Annotated in this window: 14 protein-coding genes, 1 pseudogene and 1 riboswitch; of the genes and pseudogenes, 7 read left to right on the top strand and 8 right to left on the bottom strand. The window is 59.5% G+C overall.

Annotated elements, in window-relative coordinates; translation table 11 throughout:
* Positions 1 to 209 (bottom strand): annotated as a pseudogene (locus tag R6U20_RS01380) (cation:proton antiporter); the annotation flags it as partial.
* A gap of 277 nt (positions 210 to 486) precedes the next feature.
* Positions 487 to 672, top strand: a riboswitch (cobalamin riboswitch).
* Positions 673 to 762: 90 nt separating this feature from the next.
* Between R6U20_RS01380 and R6U20_RS01375 the strand changes: the two are divergent.
* Positions 763 to 1,257, top strand: a complete 495-nt coding sequence (locus tag R6U20_RS01375; protein ID WP_410336079.1) for a hypothetical protein — start codon at positions 763 to 765, stop codon at positions 1,255 to 1,257.
* A gap of 515 nt (positions 1,258 to 1,772) precedes the next feature.
* Here the strand turns inward: R6U20_RS01375 and R6U20_RS01370 are convergent.
* A complete protein-coding gene (locus R6U20_RS01370; protein WP_410336078.1) occupies positions 1,773 to 2,339 on the bottom strand; it encodes a PAS domain-containing protein in 567 nt (188 codons plus the stop codon).
* Between the two features lie 54 nt (positions 2,340 to 2,393).
* A complete protein-coding gene (locus R6U20_RS01365; protein ID WP_410336077.1) occupies positions 2,394 to 5,159 on the bottom strand; it encodes a hypothetical protein in 2,766 nt (921 codons plus the stop codon).
* A gap of 654 nt (positions 5,160 to 5,813) precedes the next feature.
* On the opposite strand from R6U20_RS01365, the gene R6U20_RS01360 reads away from it, so the two are divergent.
* Positions 5,814 to 6,449: an RNA polymerase sigma factor gene (locus tag R6U20_RS01360; protein WP_410336076.1), complete on the top strand. Its 636-nt coding sequence runs from the start codon at positions 5,814 to 5,816 to the stop codon at positions 6,447 to 6,449.
* Positions 6,450 to 6,719: 270 nt separating this feature from the next.
* Positions 6,720 to 7,823 carry a tetratricopeptide repeat protein gene (locus R6U20_RS01355; RefSeq protein ID WP_410336075.1) on the top strand — a complete coding sequence of 368 codons (1,104 nt, stop codon included), beginning with the start codon at positions 6,720 to 6,722 and terminating at the stop codon, positions 7,821 to 7,823.
* Positions 7,824 to 7,894: 71 nt separating this feature from the next.
* Here the strand turns inward: R6U20_RS01355 and dnaN are convergent, their stop codons facing one another.
* Entirely contained in the window at positions 7,895 to 9,034 is a 1,140-nt protein-coding gene (gene dnaN / locus R6U20_RS01350; protein WP_410336074.1) for a DNA polymerase III subunit beta, read from the bottom strand.
* A gap of 302 nt (positions 9,035 to 9,336) precedes the next feature.
* Here dnaN and R6U20_RS01345 point away from each other — a divergent pair, with 302 nt between their 5' ends.
* Both R6U20_RS01345 and kbl read left to right on the top strand, forming a co-directional pair.
* Positions 9,337 to 10,296: an NAD-dependent epimerase/dehydratase family protein gene (locus R6U20_RS01345; protein ID WP_410336073.1), complete on the top strand. Its 960-nt coding sequence runs from the start codon at positions 9,337 to 9,339 to the stop codon at positions 10,294 to 10,296.
* A 131-nt stretch (positions 10,297 to 10,427) separates the two neighbouring features.
* The gene (gene kbl, locus R6U20_RS01340; protein WP_410336072.1) at positions 10,428 to 11,606 is read left to right on the top strand and encodes a glycine C-acetyltransferase; all 1,179 of its coding nucleotides are present in this window, start codon (positions 10,428 to 10,430) and stop codon (positions 11,604 to 11,606) included.
* A 132-nt stretch (positions 11,607 to 11,738) separates the two neighbouring features.
* On the opposite strand, the gene R6U20_RS01335 is transcribed toward kbl, so the two are convergent.
* On the bottom strand, positions 11,739 to 12,407 hold the full coding sequence (locus R6U20_RS01335) for a 16S rRNA (guanine(527)-N(7))-methyltransferase RsmG (RefSeq protein WP_410336071.1): 669 nt from the start codon (positions 12,405 to 12,407) through the stop codon (positions 11,739 to 11,741).
* A gap of 64 nt (positions 12,408 to 12,471) precedes the next feature.
* On the opposite strand from R6U20_RS01335, the gene R6U20_RS01330 reads away from it, so the two are divergent.
* Positions 12,472 to 13,002, top strand: a complete 531-nt coding sequence (locus R6U20_RS01330; protein WP_410336070.1) for a transposase — start codon at positions 12,472 to 12,474, stop codon at positions 13,000 to 13,002.
* A gap of 4 nt (positions 13,003 to 13,006) precedes the next feature.
* Here R6U20_RS01330 and mnmG read toward each other — a convergent pair whose 3' ends face one another.
* The 3 genes from mnmG to R6U20_RS01315 all read right to left on the bottom strand — a co-directional run bounded on the left by mnmG (position 13,007) and on the right by R6U20_RS01315 (position 16,486).
* Positions 13,007 to 14,971 carry a tRNA uridine-5-carboxymethylaminomethyl(34) synthesis enzyme MnmG gene (gene mnmG / locus R6U20_RS01325; RefSeq protein WP_410336069.1) on the bottom strand — a complete coding sequence of 655 codons (1,965 nt, stop codon included), beginning with the start codon at positions 14,969 to 14,971 and terminating at the stop codon, positions 13,007 to 13,009.
* 449 nt (positions 14,972 to 15,420) lie between these two features.
* On the bottom strand, positions 15,421 to 15,840 hold the full coding sequence (locus tag R6U20_RS01320) for a hypothetical protein (RefSeq protein ID WP_410336068.1): 420 nt from the start codon (positions 15,838 to 15,840) through the stop codon (positions 15,421 to 15,423).
* A 142-nt stretch (positions 15,841 to 15,982) separates the two neighbouring features.
* A complete protein-coding gene (locus tag R6U20_RS01315) occupies positions 15,983 to 16,486 on the bottom strand; it encodes a Uma2 family endonuclease (protein ID WP_410336067.1) in 504 nt (167 codons plus the stop codon).
* Between the two features lie 215 nt (positions 16,487 to 16,701).
* On the opposite strand from R6U20_RS01315, the gene R6U20_RS01310 reads away from it, so the two are divergent.
* Positions 16,702 to 19,787, top strand: a 3,086-nt coding sequence (locus R6U20_RS01310; RefSeq protein ID WP_410336066.1) for a PD-(D/E)XK nuclease family protein, incomplete at its 3' end; no start/stop codon positions are given.

Here is a 19,787-nt window from a genome sequence, read left to right as displayed (position 1 = left end):
GGGCCCTGCAGCGGAAAAAGAAACTCACTGGCCCCGGGAGCGATGTTGCCCAGAATCGTGGGCCCGAGGATAACACCGGCAAGGAGTTCTCCCAGAATCGAGGGCTGATGGAGCCGCTGGGCGATTTCTCCCAGAATGCGCGCCGTGCCCAAAAGGATTGCCAGGGAGAAAAACAGCACCATGATTTGATGGGGATTGAGGGTCTCCATAGCGCGCTTTCGGTCAGGATCTTATTTGGCTCAAAACAGTCGGCTTTACGGTCGCATTGGCCAACGGTTTCTTTAAGTACTGATCCCGGAGGTCTTCGGCAACCGCCGGTTCAAACCGTCTCAACTCGGCTTCAATCTCAGATATTTTTATATCCTGAATTTTATTATAACGCTACAGGTTCCTTTGATAAACAAAAGTCCTGCGTTGTTTGGAATTTTTATGTGGACAATCGGTTCGTTATTTTTTTCTTGACAATGCATTCAGGGGTTCATTAGTTTTTTATGAAAATGTATGGGTGCTCTTGGTCGAGCTTAAAAAGGGAACCCCGTGGAAATCGGGGACGGGCCCGCCGCTGTGATCGGGGACGAAAGCTGCACAACGCCACTGGCCCAAAAGCCGGGAAGGCGCAGCCGTTAGAAAGAACCGAAAGTCAGAAGACCTGCCTGTACATACCGGGGTAACGACTGCGAGGACGAGGTCTTGCCCTGTTGGCGAATCTGCGGATAAAAAAGGGACATCCCGGATCGAATTTATTTCGGTCCGGGATTTTTTTTGCCTCAATTTGGTCCGCCACCAGGCTCTGACCCGATTTTTCCTGCGTTTTTCAATTCGTTCCCCCTGTTTGGCCGGATTGCTACAGCAAAAACAAGAAAAAGAAGGAGAAAGAAAATGAAAAACAAAATCGTATTGCTGGTGTTTTTTCTTTTCGGAGCGGCTGTTTTGCCCGTTACGGGCGCGGAAGCAAATAACAGCATAACCGGTTTTGAACTCGTGGACCCCGAAGATGATACAGTGGTTGCAGATGTCCATAAGGACCACTGGCACGGCAGCCTGTCTTTAAAAAACTCCGGAGACGATCTTTCTCTGGGTGCTCTTGTTACAGCCAGCCAGGGGGATAAAATCCATCTCGACGGCAAAAACAGTAAACTGGAAGCCTTCCTTGCCCCGGGGGCAAAAGAGGGCGTTGTTGCATTGGAGAGCACCTCCATTTCGGCGTGTGGTGCGCTCTGTGGGACACCGTTGGTGTTAGCTGTACCGTTGGTGTGAGCGGGTGCATCCGTCGCAGAGGTACCTTCAGCAGCTTCAGGGGCAGAAGCACGTAGGCGCTGTCGCAGCGTTTCGAGCGCCCGGGCCATCGTGTTGATGACCGCGATGCGCTCTTCAGCCTGGGCCTTGTATTCTGACTTGAGCGTGCGGATACGGCTCTGCAAGTCGGCAATGGTGCGCGCGGCTTCTTCGGCACCGTCTACGTCGAGGCGGCGCAGTTTGCGCGCGGCGCGGTGCCGCTGTCGCAGCAGGCGCTTCATCGTCCGAATTTGCCGGAGGGCCGCGTCGGGATGCGACGTCCCCAACTCACGGCACAGCACCTCAAGCACGGTGCGCGGACGGTTGCCGCCCAGCGTATTTTCAGGCGGCGGGGTGCTCCGTGATGCCGATGGCCGAGTGCGAGGCGGTGCAGATGTAGATGATTCCATAGCAGTGAGCAATTCGGTCAAGGGGAACAGCGGCAGGGCACGCGGCACATGTGCAGAACGGTTTATGTGCAGAACGGTTTAAGTTACTTAGGACGTGAACCGAAACCGGATGACTACCCAGTTATCCGACCAGTCGTCCCGCAACATGCGTACATCAACCAACGTCGGCTTCATTTTGTACGTAAAAGTATATGTGAACGATTCATCCAGAACGCCCTTCATCATGCCCTTCTTGAAACGTCCTCGGAAGATGCGGTTGTTGCTACAGGGAGCTACCTGTGTAAAGAAGTTTCTCCCTTGCGCTTCCTCAGGGCGTACGCCAGCGTGACGTGCCTCATATTCGTTGTAGAAGAGCACCGCGCCATCGTCGTCGACCTTCACAATGCCAAAGTCAGCCTTGTCGAGCTGTTCGTTGGAGCACGCATGAAGCTTGTTAGCTAAGTCAGGGTCATCGAACGAAAGCGACACATCTGAGGGTGCTGAGGTCTCAGGGGTAGATGCCACTTCGGTAGGCGCCTCGGTAGGTGTACCCGAGTCAGCTGCTTCGTTAGAGGAGTCTTCTTCGGGGGTGGGAGTGTCCTCGTCGAGGGAATTCTCCTCTTCAACAAAGTCTTTCGAGCGCAGGAAGGAGTAGAGGTCGGGGTCTTTATTCATGACTTTGCATCCAGTTAAGAAGGTAAGGAAACGATGTGGCGGTTACGTCAGGGACTATGGCGTTTCCATCAAGATCCAGTTTGATGATCCCTTCGGATGACGGTGCATGTGTACGTTGAACACGGTTGGGGCATAGCCTGGTGCAATGAAGGTATACGGAAAGCAGACCTGCATGGCATCGCATTCGGTTCCTTTCTCGAAGCGCCCGCGGAACAGATCGTTGTTGGTGCTGAGCGCCAGGTCGGTAAAGAAGTTCTTTCCAACCAGTTCATCGGGGTCGGCATCTTGCAAGCGAGGCAGTTCGCAGACGGCCTTGTTGAGGTATCGCACCGTGCCGTCGTCATCGAGCTGAATGATGCCTACGCTGTGGTCATCCCAGTGGCTTGGCTCGGTGGTATGCAGAGCGTTGAGTTGGTCGGTGTCGAAGACCGGTGCAGTGGCGCTTAGCTCAAAGCGGCTTGTTTCGCCGGGATTCGTTAAGCCAGAAGGAGGAGCGGATTGAGAATCAGGGGCTGGCTCTTCGTTTCCCGAATTGTCGCCCGAACTCGTGGCGTTTGAAGACATATTTGCACGGCTTCCCGGCCCGGGCACAGGTCCAGCGTCAGGCTCGTCGTCTGAAGCAGCCGGTAGGGGGCGCATTTGTTCGAGCTTCGCGATGGCCTCTTCCTGCTCTTGCGTGCGCGTTTGCAAGTGCTCAACCGCTGCGGCGAGCATCTCAGCTTTCTCTTCCAGCCTATGAAGAGTCGCAAGCGTTTCCTCTTCGTTAGACGTGGTGGTTTTCTCATCGCGACGCGTCTCTACTTGCTTAGATTTGGATGGAAGCACTTGCTGAGTGTCAGAAGGCGCTTCGGGAGCGGGTTCGTTCTCGGTAGGTGTCGAAGAGGCCTCAACCGTCTCACGGTCGCGTTCTTCGTACAGGTCGCTGAGTTGTGCGTTCATGGTCTCGACCATCGAGATGAGCGAGTCGGCATCCGATACGCCCAGTTCGCGCTGCAACTTGTCTTGGTCGGCGTACAGCGCCTCCAGCTGTTGGAATGTACTCTGCCCGTCGTTACTGCCTTGCTCTTTGCTCAGCATGGCCTCTTGCGCATTGTACAGCTCGCTGAGCTGCTCTGACATGCTCTCAATCATATCGATAGCATCGTCAACACTGCTGATGCCTACACGGGCCAGCTTTTCGCTTGTGCTGGTGGCATCGGGGCCGAGCTTGTGCTGGAGCGTCTCGGTGTACTTCTGAAATGCGTTGAGCACATCCGGGATGGTGGTGAGTGTGCCGCTTTGCACCTTGCTGGAGGCAGGCTCGCTGTGCTCCAGCACGTGTGCGCCAGTATCGACCAGTTCGCGCAGGTGTTCGTTGAGAGGGTGCAGAATAGCCCTTTCTGCATGGTGACCGGCTACAGGGGCGGTGCGAAGCGTATCGTGGCCGAGAAGGCTACCCAAGCGAGCAAGGCCCCCTACATCAACCAATACATGTTGTTGAAACAGGGATTTAAGCGTATCAGATTGGGTTTGGGATTTAACTTTTTGCTGGTCGAGCTGCTCCACCATACGCTGCACAATGTGCATCATTTCCTGGGCCTCTTGTACGTTCGACACACCCAGGATCTCGCCAATTTCGGGGTCGAGGCCACTGCTGCCAGTCGCAAAGGCATTGGGCGCTTGGGCGGCCTTCGTCAGGGAACGCAAGCGCGAAACAGAGGTGCGAAGCTGCGCTGTGGCTGGTCCAGTTGGTAGGGGAGGCGCGTCGGACGGCAGGTCGGGAAGATGAGGCGCGGTGGCTTTATAAAGCGTAGTGGTGAGATTCGCAAGCTCTCCAGCCTGCTCAGCTATGGCGTCGAAGCCAGCAATAGAGGTCATGCCCAGGGTGTTTTTGGCTTCGTGCACCACCGTTTGAGCAGGTTCGACGATGCCCTTCCACATGCTACTCATCTGGTCGGCGTAGTCGCGGAGTTGGTCTGCCTGCTCATCCAACGGAATGTCGGACAGCGATGCTCGGGCTTCGGTGTTGTTGTCCTCGTTGAGGTGGTCGTAGAACATGCGGTTGGCATGTGCAATGGCATCGCAAAGCATCTCGACCGGCACGTCAGACCGCGTTTCAGGTGCATCTGAATCGGACACGGAAGGGCTGGGCGACGTGCTGGCACCGGCGCTGCTCGACGCTTCGTGACGTTCCGGAGGGCGCTCTGAAAAAAGGTGTTCTGAAGAAGGCTCTGCAGCGGGGCGGTCGCCGTTCAGGTCGAGCGGAGAGGCTGCATCGTTAGTGTTGCCGGTGATGGGCTGCGCCGATGCATCCAGCCGGCCACGCAACGCTTCGCATGTGTCAGTGAGCCGGTCGATTTCTTGCAGGGCCTCGTCGGCGCTGGCAAAGCCGGCCGCTACCAGGCGTTCTTTCTCTTCGTAGAGGGCGTCGACCTGCTGTTGCAAGCTTTCCACCTGGCGCATCGTCGCCTCGAAGCTGTCGGCGTCGACCAGGTCAATGAGCGCTTCCAGCTGTTTGCGGGTGTCTTCAACTTCGGGCACATCGTCGACATCGATCCGCTCCACGAGCTGTTCATTGCTCGTGCGCAGCGTGCGAAGATGGTCGCGCATGCGGTGGAGTACCGCCTCGGTCTCTTCAAGCGGAGAGAGCGTGCCGGCGAGAAGAACGTGATCGTCGGCTTCCCCGTGCACATGTCGTTGCACCGAAAGGACACGGCTAACGAGCTGCGAGGGATCTTCGGTGTCAAGTAAGCTACAAAGCGCGTCCCACACCTCAGTGGGAGAGCGGTCTTCGGGAAAGGAGCCGGAGGGCGAAGCAGGCGAATGAGAGAGGTCTGGCATTATGAGCAGCGATGCAAAGCGTGGGAGTACGAGCGGGCTTTGTTGCAGCAGGTGCTTTGTTGGAGCAGAGGGTTGGAGGGAACACCGGACCCAGGAGCTCCAAGAGTGAACGCTTAGTTTCTTCGGGAAAACAGTAGCCTCAAGAAATGTGCCTTGAGAACGATCCTCATAGAGGAATGCCCTAATGCCTAATGGGCGTAACGCCGCCCATTGGGCTGCATATTGGAGGAACACGTATCACCCCGATAGACAAAGGTCCAATGTTTATAATGTATGAATGCGCTACGCAAGCATGTGTTCGTGTATATTTGGTTTCATGCATGTACATTTGAACGGTAGCTCCTCCGTGAAAGGCGAACCTCTCTTATGCTGAGTCAAGTCCAGGATGACGGTTTCGGGCGGCGGTGCTGGCGCGGTTGTTCAGGGCCCCAGGCAGGTTCCTACGGCGCCTCCGTTCCGCCTTTCACGTAAGACAAAACTGGACAAGAGACAGCTAACGTCTGATTCAAGTGGTTAACTCCTGATAACATGCATTTGTGAATCAACTTTTTCGGAAATGCCCCATTAAATGATTTGCGCTGCGCTACCTGACGCACTGCCCGATGCGCAAATCACGTTCACAGAGGGTTTCTTTCATTGGGATCAACCCGTGCCATGTCTGACTCGACAAACCTACAGTTGATTACTGAGCGGCTGCCATTTGCTATTGATGACTCAGAAGCAGTAAACACGTTATACGCAACGTATGTGTCGGAGCCTACGCCTCGTCACGAGCAGCTGGTTGAGTTGTGGACGTATGGCTATATCTACAAATACATGGCGTCAAAGTACGCAGGACACAGTATCCGCCAGGTCTCGGATATGGAGGAGTTAGTCTCAAAGGTGTACACAAAAGTACAAGACGGGCGATCTACGATCAAGAATCCCGAAAAGTATGCCCACTGGGTCAGTGTAGTTGCCAAAAACGCCTTTATCAACTATGTGAACCGGGCGCGTGTCGAAACAACGTCTATTCACGACCCGGAGCACCCTACGCTTCAGCAGGTCGGGGCCGCGAAGCAGATTGATGAGCAGGTTGGGCTGTTGCGTTCCATTTTGGAAGTGGCTATTAGCCGTTTGCCGCCCTATCTGCGCCGTGTGGCCCGCCTGTATTATTTTGAGGACTGCACGTTTAAGGAGATTGCCGAGCGCATCGACAAAGATGTGCCGGTGGTGCGAGTGTACAAATCACGCGCACTGAAGGCGCTGCGTGAAGATGACCGGCTGAAGGATGTCCTTGAGGCTCCTTAAATGTTAAATGCAGATGCTCTGCATAGAACCGCGCAGGTTGTGGACCCGCAGGTGCACCATCTCTACATGCACTTGTGCGCTGCTGGCGCAGTGACAGATCATAAACGTGAAAAAAACGTGTTTCGCCCTCTGCATACGTTATGATTTGCCGCAGCGCGTGCCCCACATGCACACGTGCCCATTATGTAGTGGGCTTCCCCACACGTAATAATGCATCGGCCTGAAAGGGAACGATGCCGACCAAGCATAGATTGCCGTTTGGCTGGACTCATGAATACCCTTGAAGAGCACATATTTTGTTATGCAGATCTTTCAGAAGCGGAACAGCGCGCTGTTGAGGAGCGCGTGGCCGGACGTCCCAAGTATCAGACGCTTCTTGATGAAGTGAAACGCCTGGAGATGCAACTCCGGAGCGTGCAACTGCCCGATGCCTCCGCCCCCGAGAGCGATTGGCCCGATGCGGTGCTTGCGCTCTATGCGTTGCACACGGCAAGTCAGACACAAGAAGAGAATCAGGTCGCGCTTCAGCAGTTTTTTGCTGAGGTCGAGGTGCGCCTCGACGACGACGCGGCATTGCGCAGTCGTGTGCAACCGATGATTGAGCGTGCCCAAACGTTAAACGATTCGTTTGATGTCGGCAGGCATTTCGAGTCTACGACCGGCTTCGATCTGGATGCACTTCCTACCTATGAAGGAGACAGCATGTCTGAGTCCGATCTTGCATCGGGGTCGGCAGGAGCAGCATGGGAGAATGGCGAACAAGGGGCAGGGCGCTCCACGCGTCCGCCAGCCGATCCAGAGGGCAACGGCAGTACGGGGCGCCATCGCATTTCGGAGCAGGTGTGGGGCGCTGCTCGCTATGTGGCCATTGCTATGGTCAGTCTGTTGGTCGTGTACGGGGGCCTACTGACTGTAAGCACGTTTATGCAGTCACCTGCCGAGCAGATGGCAGCCATTGACCCTGATGAGACAGAGATTGAAGGCTATCAGGTGCGAACGCGAAGCGCTACGGCCAATGAGCCAACAAGTGCTGACGAGCGCTTTCTGCAGGCGCTTGAAGCACTGCAAGAAGCACATTATGCACCGCTTGGACTCTTCCCACAGTTTGACCAAGAGCGAGTGCAGGAAGCCCAAGACCTGCTACGTCAGGTGGTAGAGAGCGAAGACAGCGGCTCTTTCCTGCAGCTCGAAGCGTCATTTTTTCTTGCCAAGACGTACCTTGCGCAGTCCGACATTGAACCTGCACGGGAAGCGCTTAAGCGCGTCGTGATGGGCGAGGGGCGGCGCATCGACGAGGCTACGCAGATGTTGGAAACGCTGCAAGCGGAGTATCCCATGGAAGCACCCACCCCGCCCGACGATGCGCAGCTGTAGGGCCGCATTGCCTGGTGGTACGGCAAGGTATGGTCGCCGCACCCGCTGACGCATGCACTCCGGGGGCCACGTTACGCATACGTGTTCAGCATCACCGGCATAATGAGCATGAGGATGTCGGGGTCGTCGGTGTTATTGGGCACCACAATGCCCGCACGGTTGGGCGAGCTAAGGCGAAAGAGCACCTCTTCGCTATCAACATTGCCCAGCACCTCGGTAAGATACTCCGAGTTGAATCCAATCTCCATCGACTCGCTGTCGTACTCACAGCGAATCACCTCTTCAGCTTCGCTGGAGCGCTCAATGTCCTCTGCCGAGACGGTCATTTCGGATTCGGAGAGCGCCAGGCGGATCTGGTTTGTCATGCTGCTGGAGTAGAGGCCCACGCGCTTTACGGCGTTGAGTAGGGCCTCGCGATTGACAACGAGATGGCGGTCGTTTTCGTCGGGGATGACCGCATTGTAGTTTGGATACGTTTCGTCGATGAGGCGCGCAATGACACGCGCATCGTCAATGGTGAAGCTGACGTGCCCATCGCTCACGCCGATGGTGCAGAGCGCATCGTCGTCCAGAATACGGCTGACAAGCTTGGTCGCTTTCTCGGGGACGATAAACGACACCTCTTCGCTATCGGTCTGCAAAGCAGGACGATCCAGCTTTACGAGCCGGTGCCCGTCTGTCGCTACAATGCGGCTGTTTTCCGCATCCAGCTGAAAGTAAATGCCCATCATGGCCGGGCGCAGCGCGTCTTTGCTGACGGCAAAGCTGGTCTTGTTGATGGCGTCGCTAATCAGCGCTCCTTCTGCCGAGAGCGTGTGGGCGGCATCCACTTCGGGCAGGTCAGGGAAGTCGTCGCCGTCGTGCCCCACCATTTTGTAGTGGCCCTGATCGGTTTCGAGTTGGATTTCAAAGTCGCCGTCGGCGGTGAAGGAGATGGGCAGGTCGGGCAGTGCACGCAGCGTGTCGATAAGGCGTTTGGCGGGCACAGCAACGCGGGTGGGAGTCGTTGTGCCGTTGCTGGCAAACTGCACGGGCACGCGCCGCACAATGGAGATCTCCAGGTCGGTCGCGCTCAGGAGGAGCGCCGAGCCGTCTTCGCTCTGTTCAAATAGAATACATTCTAAAATGGGCAAGGTGCTCTTGGAGGGCACCGCGCCCTTCACGGTGTTAAGAGCATCTAAGAGGTCGGCGCTGGAGGCAGAAAATTTCATGGCGACGTCGGCATGAGATCGCAGAAGAATCGGAACCATGTATACCGTGAATGCGGCCAACAGATCCGTCATATGAAACGGAGTCTCGGTGCAGAACAGGACGGGGCGTTTCTATTTAGATTCAGGGCTCACGACCGGTTCGCAGTGCAGACGGCTGCTCTGCCGGTGGGCACACGTCGGCGGGCGTGCAGGCGGTATGCGTGGACATTATACGAATAGTGGAAGCGGTTCCGAACGTGCTGGGGCACCTCTCGTTTTCTGGGCTGTACCTATCTTCCCTTTTGCACGGCTGATGCTGCTTTATGAAAATGATCCTGGTTACAGGAGCCAACGGCCAAATCGGAAGCGAACTGGTGGATACACTGCGGCAGCGCCACGGCCCCGAGGCGGTCGTCGGGCTCGACCTGCACCCGGCTCACGAAAGCAGCGCGCCCGGCCCGCACGTCACCGCCGATGTGCGCGACAAAGCCGCCCTGCGCGAGGTCGTTGCCACCCGCGACATTGGCACCGTGTACCATCTGGCCAGCTTGCTCTCGGCCACCGGCGAGCAGCACCCCGACCGGGCGTGGGATGTGAACATGAACGGGCTGAAGCACATCCTCGACCTGGCGCGCGAGCACGATGTGCAGCTGTTCTGGCCCAGCTCCATCGCTGTGTTTGGGCCCTCCACGCCGCGCAATGATACGCCACAAGAAACGGTGCTCAACCCCACCACCATGTACGGCGTCACCAAGCGCAGCGGCGAGCTGCTCTGCCGCTACTACCACCACCGCCATGGCGTGGACGTACGCAGCCTGCGGTATCCGGGCCTCATTAGCTACAAGACCGAGCCCGGCGGCGGCACCACCGACTACGCCGTCGACATGTACCGGGCGGCGGCCAACGGCGCGCCGTATACGTGCTACCTGCGCCCCGACACGCAGCTGCCCATGATGTACATGCCCGACGCCATCCGCGCTACGCTTCGCATTATGGAGGCCGAAGCGGACGCGCTGTCCGTGCGCGACAGCTACAACCTCACCGCGTTCAGCTTCAGTGCCGAGCAACTCGCTGCACATCTGCGCGAGCACGCCGCCGACGGATTTGCCGTCTCGTACGACCCCGACGGCCGCCAGTCCATCGCCGACAACTGGCCTGCCACGATCGATGACCGCGCTGCCCGTGCCGATTGGGGCTGGCAGCCCGAGTACGACCTCGATGCGATGACCAACGATATGCTGGCTCATCTGCCCGAAGCCAACACGCAGCCGCAGCATGCGTGAAAATACTGGTTCTCTCACGCTGTCTCGGAGCCTGCTGGCTGCATCCGTATGTTGGGGCGGCGATGGGACTTTCACATGCGCGAAATCTACGCCGTTCGTACGACGCTCCTGCTAACTTCTGCATCCAACCTATGTCTGACCTCTCTGCCTTCGAATCCGAACTACAACAGATTAAAGACGATGGCCTCTACAAAGAGGAGCGCGTCATCACCTCGCAGCAAGATGCTGATATTTCAGTGGCTTCGGGCGATGTGATTAACTTCTGCGCAAACAATTACCTGGGGCTGGCTAACCATCCCGCCATCATGCAGGCGGCCAAGGAGGGCGTGGATGAGTACGGCTTTGGCGTGGCCAGCGTGCGGTTTATCTGCGGCACGCAGACGGTGCATAAGGAGTTGGAGGATGCGCTGGCCGACTTCCACGAAAAGGAGGATGCCATCCTCTACAACTCGTGCTTCGATGCGAATACGGGCCTGTTCGAGACGCTGTTAGGCCCCGACGATGCGATTATCAGCGACCGGCTGAACCATGCGTCGATTATCGACGGCATTCGCCTGTGCAAAGCCGATCGCTACGTCTACCAGCACAGCGACATGGACGACCTGGAGACGCAGCTTCAGGATGCACAGGATGCGAACATCCGTCTGATTGCCACCGACGGCGTCTTTTCGATGGATGGCGATGTGGCCAAGCTCGACGAAATCTGCGCCCTGGCGGATACGTACGACGCCCTTGTGATGGTGGATGAGTGCCACGCGACTGGGTTTATGGGCGACGGCGGCCGCGGGGCCTCGGAGGCGAAGGGCGCGCTGCACGATGTGGATATCATCACCTCCACGCTGGGCAAGGCGCTCGGCGGCGCCACGGGCGGATTCACCACCGCACAGCAACCCATTATTGATCTGCTGCGGCAGAAATCGCGTCCGTACCTCTTCTCGAACGCGGTGGCACCGATGATTGCGAACGCGAGCCTGACGGTGCTCGACATGCTGACCGAGAGCGCCGAGCGCCGCGAGCAGCTCTGGGCGAACACGCGGTACTTTCGCCAGGAGATGACCGCACGCGGGTTCGACATTAAGCCGGGCGATCATCCCATTGTGCCGATCATGCTGTACGACGCCAAGCCGAGCGCGGCGATTGCGGATGATCTGCTGGAGCGCGGCATCTACGTGATCAGCTTCAGCTACCCGGTGGTGCCGAAAGGCGAAGCACGCATCCGCGTACAGATGTCCGCCGCCCACGACCGCGACCACCTCGACCGCGCCATTGATGCGTTTGCAGAGGTGGCTACCGAGCACGGGGTGCTGTAGCCGGTGTGGGATACCCACTCCGTATGCGTCGTTGGTGTGTGGAGGTGTGGAAGTGGGGAGGGATGGAGGAGTACAATGTCCATCCTTTCGTTCACACCCACACGAGTCTGAAGGCCGACGGGCGAAGCACATCTACGACCGCTGCACGACCAGCATGCACTTCTCCGCAAAGTAGCCGGGGTGCTGCGCGGCGTCCTGGAGCAGCGCGTGCAGTGGAATCTGGCGAATGCGTACGCCGTCGTCCTGTGCCCGAAGTGCGGCAATCTCTTCAGAAAGGTCGCCGCCCTTCAGTGTGATGAGTCCGGGGGCCCAGTCGGTGGAGCCAGGGTCGGTGGGCAGTTCAGCGGCGGCGCGGGTGTGCCACTGCCACAGTTCCACCAGCGGCGCGGTGGCGCGCGAGACGGAGTAGTGAGCGGTATCGGGCCAGTTGTCGGCGCGTCCATCCCACGCAAACAGATTGTCAAGTCCCAGCCGCCGGGCCATGCTGCGGACGGCGCGCATCTTCTTGCCCACAGAATCCACCGCGATCACCTCGGTATCAGGGTAGGCAATGGCCAGCGGAATCGCCGGGAGCCCGCCGCCGCTGCCCCAGTCTACGATGCGCGCCCCGGCTGGAAAGTCGCGCACCCGCAGCGCCAGCGAGTGCAGAATGTGCCGCTCGGTGATGGCATCGATCGTGTCGGGCGAGATGAGGTTTAGCGTTTCGTTGTAGCGGCGCAGCAGGTCTTCGTACGTCTCCAACTGCGCGCGCTGATCGCCGGTTAGGTCGTGGTACGGGTCGAATGCGTCGGTGGTGGGCATGACGTTATGCGAGGGTGGGGTCATGGGTCGTGCGGAAAAGACGAAGGGAAAACGAAAGGAGCCCATGCCATACGACCCGCGCCGCCACAACCGCCAGTCGATGCGGTTGCCCGATTACGATTATGCGCAGCCCGGGGCGTATTTCGTGACGATATGCACCGCCAACCGTGCCCATCTGTTCGGGCACATTTTGGAGGGTGTGATGCGTTGCAACGACATCGGCCAAATTGTCGAGGACGAATGGGAACGTACCCCGGAGGTCCGTTCGAACGTCAAATTGGATGCGTACGTGGTTATGCCCGATCATATGCATGCCATTGCCGTGATTACGCACCGGATGGACCCCAGGGGCGAATCGCAATTCGCCCCTGGGGAACGAAAATTTGAATCGCCGTCGCATACCGTGGGGGCCATCGTCCGTGGATTTAAGGGGGCCGCCACGCGACGCATCAACGTGCATCGGGGCACACCGGGCCAATCGGTCTGGCAACGCAATTACCATGTGCGGATCATACGGACGCAACGGGCCCTGCATCGCATCCGCCGGTACATCAAACGTAACCCCGCCCAATGGGATCGGGATCACAATCAATGAACGATCACGCCCCCACCGTCACATCCTCGGGCACGCCGTCGCCGGAGGGCAGGGAGCGCTCTTTGGGCAGCGGCTCGATGCCTTGCTGCTTGAGCAGCACCATGAGCACCGAAATGTCCGCCGCACGCACGCCGCTTACCCGCGAGGCCTGGCCCAGGTTGTCGGGCTCGACCTTGCTTAGCTTCTCGCGCGCCTCAATCGAGATGGTGTCGAGCGCGTGGTAGTCGAAATCGTCCGGGATGGGCCAGCGCTCCTTCTCCTCCATCTCTTCGACCATCTGCTGCTGGCGGTCGAGATAGCCTTCGTACTTCAGGTTGATCTCCACAAGACGAGGCGCACGTAGCATCCCTGGCGCCTCCGTTACAAGCTTGCTCCACAGCCCCGCATGGCGAATCAGATCCTCCGTATCCACCTGGGGACGCTTACAGATCTGCAGGATCGGCCCGGCCTGGTCGATGGGGGTGGTGCCCACGGATTCGAGGTAGTCGTTCACCTGTTCGGGCTGTACGCTGGTGGATTCGAGGGCCCGGCGCGTTTCGTTGATGGCGCGCTCTTTGGTCTGCATGCGCTCGTACCGCTCGCTGGAGGCAAGGCCCAGCTTGTATCCGAGTTCGGTGAGACGCTGGTCGGCGTTGTCCTGGCGGAGCAGAATGCGGTGCTCGGCGCGCGAGGTGAACATGCGGTACGGCTCGTCGGTGCCTTTGGCGACGAGGTCGTCGATGAGCACGCCGATGTACGCCTCCGACCGTTTCAGCACAATCGGGTCGTGTCCGTTCAGCGTGTGTACGGCGTTGATGCCCGCCATGAGGCCCTGTGCTGCCGCCTCTTCGTATCCGGTGGTGCCGTTGATCTGCCCGGCAAAGAAGAGGCCGTCGACGTACTTCGTTTCGAGGCTGTACTGAATCTGATACGGCGGGAAAAAGTCGTACTCGATGGCGTAGCCCGGACGCAGCATGTGGGCGTTCTCCATGCCGGGAATGGTGCGCAGCGCCTCGAACTGCACGTCTTCGGGCAGGCTTGTCGAGAAGCCGTTCACGTACACCTCGTGGGTGGTGTAGCCCTCCGGCTCAATAAATATCTGGTGGCTGCTCTTCTCGGCGAAGCGGTCGATCTTGTCTTCAATCGAAGGACAATAGCGCGGCCCCTTCGCCTCGATGCGTCCGGTGAACATGGGGCTCCGGTCGAAGCCGGTGCGCAGCAGGTCGTGCGTGGCGGGCGTGGTTTCGGTGAGCCAGCAGCTCAGCTGTTCGTCGACGGAAGGCAGCGCATCCGTCATGAACGAGAAGGCAGTGGCATCTGGATCGCCGGGCTGCTCCTGCATCACGCTGTAGTCGAGCGAGCGTCCGTCCACGCGGGGCGGGGTGCCGGTTTTGAGGCGTCCGCTCTCGAATCCGAGCTCGTGCAGGCTGCCAGTAATGCCCCGCGAGGCCCGCTCGCCCATGCGTCCGCCCCCAAAGTTGGTCTCGCCGACGTGAATCACACCGTTGGCAAAGGTGCCGGTCGTCAGCACCACGCGGGGCGCGTAGAACGTCTTGCCCAGACTGGTGGTGACGCCCTCGATGCGCGTGCCGTCGTCGGTCGTGGCGAGGTCCACCACCTGGTCAGCGCGCATGTAGAGATTGTCGATGGATTCGAGCTCCTCGCGCACCGCAGCAGCGTAGGCGTCGCGTCCGCACTGCGCACGCGGTCCCCACACCGCTGGCCCCTTGCTGGTATTGAGCATTCGGAACTGGAGTCCAGCGCGGTCGGTGACGCGGCCCATGAGTCCGCCCATGGCATCGATTTCGCGGGCGATGTGCCCTTTGCCGATGCCACCAATAGCTGGGTTACACGACATCTGCCCGATGGTGTCGAGCTTCAGCGTGATGAGCAGTGTGCGTGCGCCCATGTTCGCCGCGGCCGCCGCCGCTTCCGATCCGGCATGGCCGCCGCCCACGACGATAACATCGTACTTGAAGTAATCCTGCATAACTGGAGGGTTTGAGCAATCCGCTACAACGAGACAGTCACAAGAAACGGCGGTACCCGGTGGGAAGATTCGAGCGCGCCGCTTGCGTTGTAAACTTAACGTCTGCCTGCTACTCTTCCGTACCTGTTAGGCCGAACGTGATCCTCTCCAGGCAGTCATCTCGGACAAGGCGCTCCTGGCGCCGCTGATCCGGGATCTTTTGTGGCTTTGCATGGCAATCATTTGCGTGAGCTACCCAACCATTGACCTGTTTACATGGTGTCATCTTGAGCGGAGCGGCTCCGCCACGGAGACGCGGAGTCGAAAGATCTCCCCCAAGGTTGGCAGGGCCTCTGTGCCGCCGTATCTGCTAAACACCAGGGAGATGGTTCGACTGCGCTCACCATGACAGGCTTCGTGGGAGGGTGATTACAGGGCAACCATCAAAATGACGTGTGACACGACACTACCTAATCTTCCAACTCGATGCCTTTTAGTTCACACCAGCTACGAAGCTTAGACTCTGTGCGGTCTGCTTCGAATTGGTACCACTCTTGGAGCAAGTCTTCTCGTTTCAGCAAATCCTTGAAGCGTGCGTAGGCTCCTGGGGCATTAAAAAACAGTGCTACCTGGGACATCTCCTCTGGAATATGTATCCGAACGAATGCACGGACTAACCGATACCCGAGGTTTAAATCATTCTTGTGCGGAATCTGAATGTAGTCGTCCGTACTGATAACGTCCTCGGGGGGCGTGTCGAACATATCATCATCGGCATACGGAGAGTCATAATAAAACGTCCCTGTCTCCTTTGAGAGATAGGCCTCATTGATATACGGACGATCGCTGCTGACAAAGTCAAAAGCAAATGCTATGTCGTCGTATTTCACTTTTATCGCCATTGGATATTGAACGCAGCGCATGAAAATAAACGTGTCTTGCGGCTTGGGGGGAGGTCAACCTTCGTGCCCCGAAACGGCGAAGCAGTGTTTTATGAGCTCAGGCCGTATCGCTCAGGAGGGCTTTCGTAGGTCACGACTCGATTTGTGCCGGAAACGACGGTACCTGACGTGAGGTGTCTCGCGCGCCGTCTTCGTCGTAAAACGAGAGCGTGCCTTCGGCGTCGCAGAGCCACACCTCGTCGGCTCTGGCCTCAAAATAGAGCGCCCGCTTCGTCTCCATCTCGGCTTCGGTGTTGGTTGGCGAGAGTACTTCGACACAGATTTCAGGGGCAACCGGCGCATCATAGGCGTCCTCAATCTGTGCCCACCGCTCCGCCGAGCACCAGATGGCATCGGCGACCTTCGTGCCCTCGGTGGTGCAGATGGCCAACTCAACTGAAGCCTGTCCGCCAGGCAGGTGGTCTTCCAGCAGCCGAGCAATCTGGAATGCGAAGCGGCCATGCCAGGCGTAGGTCGGACTCATCACGATCTGTCCGCGGGCATTGGTTTCGATTTTGTACGGCAGATCCTGCAAGCTGGGGTCGTTGCAAAGCTCGGCCCAGGTGCGGGGCGCTGTGCGTGGTGCAGACGGCATAGCGCATGGCGTATTAGAATGAAGATTTAGTGGGATACCAAGCTAACGAGCGGCCCCGCGTAAGCGATCCGCGCCCCGAACAGAACCCGCCTCCTTGCGTGTGAGGTCTCGCACACGGAGCACCGTAGCACGCGCCGGACGCCCATTGTCCGTTCGAGGCGTAGCGTGCATATCCGTTTCTGCTGTTGCTTTGATTATTCCCCCTGCGCCTCCCCATGACCCATTCGTCGCTGCCCGACCGTTCGCCGCTCATGCATCATCTGCATGTGCTCATGGATGCCGCACCCGGCACGCACACCGTCGTGTTTGTGGCACAGACGCAATTGGGCAAAGCGCTTGAGGAGGCCGCAGCCCGCATCCGGCCCAGTGTGGGACTGCGATGCACGACTATTGCCGCGTATGCGCAACGGCTGGCGCAGGCCGATCTGCTGAAAGCCGGAAGTCGCCGCCTGCCGCCCGGCATCGATCAGATGCTCACGGCCCATGCTATCTACCGCCTCTCGGATGCCGAGCGCGAGCAGCTTTTGCAAGGCAGTACCGCCGCCCGCCTCTCGCGGTCGCTCACGCAGACGTTCAGCCTGCTGCGTACGCATGGCGTGCAGCCCACCGCCTACCAGCAGGCCCTTCGCGCCATGGACGATGCGGGTCCGCCGCAGCACGCCCAGGCGCAGGCATACGAGCATTACGTACAGGCGCTGAAGGCCAACAACTACTACGACACCGCCGATGTCCTCCGGCAGGCCGCTACGCTCGTGGCCGAGGGCACCCTCCGCGAGCCCGCGCAGAGCCAGTACGCGATTTTGGACGACGTGGATGTGCCCGGCTACGCCCGCGAGCTGGTCGAATCGCTGGCCGCCGCCAGTCCGCACCCGCTGCGCCGGTTGGGCCAGGAGCATCCCACCAAGCAGGCGCCGGTGCTGAGCGCCGCGAAGGTCTTTCCGGATGCGATACCGCCTTCGCATCCCGCTACCGGACCCACAGCCCAGGCGGTGCATGCCTCCGGACGCGGGGCCGCGGGCAACGGCACGGGCACGCTGCCCCAGCCCGAGGCGCTCCGCTTCCGCACCGCGGTAGGACGCGCCGAAGAGGTACGCACGGTGCTACGCGACATCCAACAGCGCGGGATCTCGCTCGACGAGGTCGAAATCGCCTACACCACGCCCGATCCGTATCTCGCGATTATCGAACAGCAGGCCGAGCGACACAACGTGCCCGTATCGCTCAGTCCGGGCCGCCACCTGCGCGAAACGCGTCCGGGGCAGGCGCTCATTGCCTACCTCGACTGGCTGGCCGGTCCGCAAGAAGCCGCGCCGTTCATCCACATGTTGCGTGCCGGGCACCTTACACTGCGCCGCAGCAAGGGACTTACGTGGTCGGATGCGAAGGTGGCTACCTGGCTGGCGGAGCGAACCTACAAGCCGGGCGCGTCGAGTCTGCTCGCTGGTGTGGATCGTCGCATCCAGCATGCGGAAGCGCACGATTACGCAACCGAAGCGCAGATTGAGCAATGGAGACATCTGCACCGCACCCTGAAGCAGTTGCTCGGCGATCTCCCTACGGACCGCTCTACAATGCAGGCGGTGGCAAAGCATGGCGAGACGTTCCTCACGCAGTTTGGCCCGACCGATAAGCCGGAAGGCACGGCAGACACCTTCGACGAGAAGGCACGCGGTCGCATCCTACAGTACCTGAACACGCTCAAACAGAGCGAAGGCGACCTCTACCGCGACTCCACGACGCGGCTGGCCGACTACATTCGCACCTGGCTACGCGAAACGTTCGTGGGTGCGCAACGCCCGCAGCCCGGCGAATTGCACGTGGTACCGCTTCAAACGGTGGGCTACGCCAACCGCCCGCATCTGTACGTGGTGGGCATGGATGCGGAAAGTCTCTCAGTTACGCTCAACGACGATCCGCTTTTGAGCGATGCCGACCGCCGCCGCCTCAACGAGCACGAGCAGATTACCTTGCCCCTCACCGCCAACCGCCGCCAAGAGGAGGACTGGCGCGTGCGGCAGGCGCTCTTGCGGCATCATGGCGATGCGACGTTCATCATGCATCGATTTGATCTACGCAGTAGCGAGGAGCGCTTCCCCAGCACGCTCTACCTGCAACTGCGCACCGTGGTGCAGAACGCGCTCGGGCACTCTCCCGAGCAACACCACGCGCTTACCGTCTCCGATGCGCAAGACACGCTCGATGCGCTCGACGCCTGGGGCCTCACCGAACAGGCGCTGTCAGATGCAAAACGCGGCACCGAATCCGCCCCCGACTACCTGACGCGCACCGCCCCGCACATCCTGCATGGACGCGCTGCTGAGAAGGCCCGCGCCTCCGACGAGGTCACGGCCTACGACGGCTTGCTGCAAGCCCCGCCGTATCCCGAACTCGACCTGCTCGATCCGGACACCGCCACCATCGCCTCGGCTTCGCGCCTGGAGATGTTCGCGCGCACGCCCTACCTCTACTTCGTAAAGTACGTGCTGGAGGCCGAGCCGCTCGACGAACCCGCGCTCGACGACGAAGACTGGCTCGACGCCCTCACCCGAGGCACCATCTTGCATCGCACCTACGAGCTGTTCTTGAACCCGGAGGATGGCGGACTCGGGCGCATGCCCACGCTCGACGACGAACAGGTCTTGTGGGATGCGTTTGAGACGGCCTTCGAAGAAGCCACCCAGCAACGCGGTACGCCGCCGAACGACCAGGTAAAGGCCGCTGCTCGCGAGGCGCTTAAAACTGATGTGCGGGCCTTCCTCCGCGCCGACGCCGCACGCGGAGCCGATCAGCCCGACCTGACGCCCGAGCGCTTCGAGTGGAGCTTTGGGAATCGCCCGCGCGACGAGCACGACTCGGTCGAACTGGACACTGAGCGCGGTACGCTTCGGCTGCGCGGGGCAGTGGATCGCATCGACCACTTGAATGGCGATGCGCTCATCTGGGACTACAAAACCGGCGGGATGCGCAATTACGATCCGCTCGACGGGCTGCGCAACAAGCGGTGGTCGCTGCAGTGGATGCTTTACGCTCGCGCTGTCGAAGAAGCGCTGGACCTGTCGGTGGCGCGCTCGGGCTACTACTTTGCCACCGCCCGCCAGATGGGCCGCACCGTGGCGTATCCGCCCGACAGCACGGGCGACAGCCACCCCGACACGTACCGCGAGGATCTGGTACGCATCCTGAACACGCTCTCTGAGATGGCGCGCCACGGCGTCTTCGCGCCCTCGGGCGATTCGCTCAAGCAGAGCGACTGGCGCTACAACTACACGCCGCTCGTCTACGACCGCCGCACGCGCCGCGA

Origin of the sequence: Longimonas sp. (assembly GCF_046498435.1) — a bacterium.
Classification (GTDB): Bacteria; Bacteroidota; Rhodothermia; order Rhodothermales; family Salinibacteraceae; genus Longimonas.
Note: the sequence above shows the minus strand (reverse complement) of the source record. Positions and strands in the feature narration are given on the sequence as shown.